The organism is Secundilactobacillus folii (assembly GCF_009720675.1).
Lineage (GTDB): Bacteria > Bacillota > Bacilli > Lactobacillales > Lactobacillaceae > Secundilactobacillus > Secundilactobacillus folii.
Genome location: NZ_WNJO01000034.1, coordinates 1 through 1,076, shown reverse-complemented (window position 1 = coordinate 1,076; position 1,076 = coordinate 1). Strand labels below are relative to the sequence as shown.

Genomic DNA, 1,076 nt, shown 5'->3' with positions numbered 1-1,076 from the left:
TAATTGAAGGCGAAAGTGATTCAATGTTGGATCGGACGGAAGTCGCTAATGCGATCCAAGCGGTACTGAACAAGAACTATAATTTGGTTTCCGATCCTACGGCTACGAATAATTTTGACCATAACGATGAGGTTGACCAGAACTTCACTGTCGTATTCAGCAAACTGCCAGATGCGAGCTACACTAGTGTACCGGTGGATGAAGCTGGAACTCCAATTCCGGGCACGGCGCCAACATCTGAGACTGGACAACCGGGTTCACCAGTAGTGATACCAACGGTTCCGGGGTATACCCCTGATACGGATCAACCCGTTGTACCAACGGATAATGGTGAAGTTAAGGTCAAATACAAACCTAATTCTCAATTCGGGAAGGTTAGCTTTGTGGACGTTAGTGGCAACGCATTAGCGCCTGAGTTGAACGTCACTGGCTTCACAGATGGGCACTTTGATCGCACGGCTGTTATTCAGCAAATTCAACAGGTCATCAATGAAAACTACAACCTAGTTCAGGATCAGACTGAGATGGTATTTAATAACATCGACGGCGATAATCAGGAATTCAAAGTAGTTTTCAGTAAGCTGAATCACGCGCAGTTTACGCTTATCCCAACTTTGCCGGACGGCAGTTCAGTTCCAAACTATCCTGAAAGTGTGTCAGTGACTGGTTTACCAGGTGAGAAGATTTCGGCACCTGATATTCCGGGGTACACGGCTAAGACGCCATCGGTTGACGTGCCAACGACTAACCCGAACGTGGTCATCACCTACACACCGAATACGCAAAAGGCGACGATTCACTTTGTGGATGACAAGGGCAATTCTGTGGCTAACGATCTTCATATTGAAGGCGACAGTAACTCAACACTTGCTCGTTCAGATGTCAATGGTGCCATTCAAGCGGTACTGAACGATAACTACAATTTGGTTTCCAACCCAACAGCTACCAATAGGTTTGATCAAAACGATGATGCTGATCAAGAATTCACGATTTCGTTCAGTAAATTACCGGATGCAGGTTACACTAGTGTGCCGGTTGATGAAGCTGGAAATCCAATTCCGGGCACCACACCAACT

The 1,076-nt window shown here is 46.4% G+C and carries 1 protein-coding gene; it reads left to right on the top strand.

The features are described 5' to 3' along the window. Positions 1–2: 2 nt before the first annotated feature. The coding region (locus GM612_RS12160; protein WP_425500351.1) for a mucin-binding protein at positions 3–1,076 on the top strand (1,074 nt) is incomplete at its 3' end.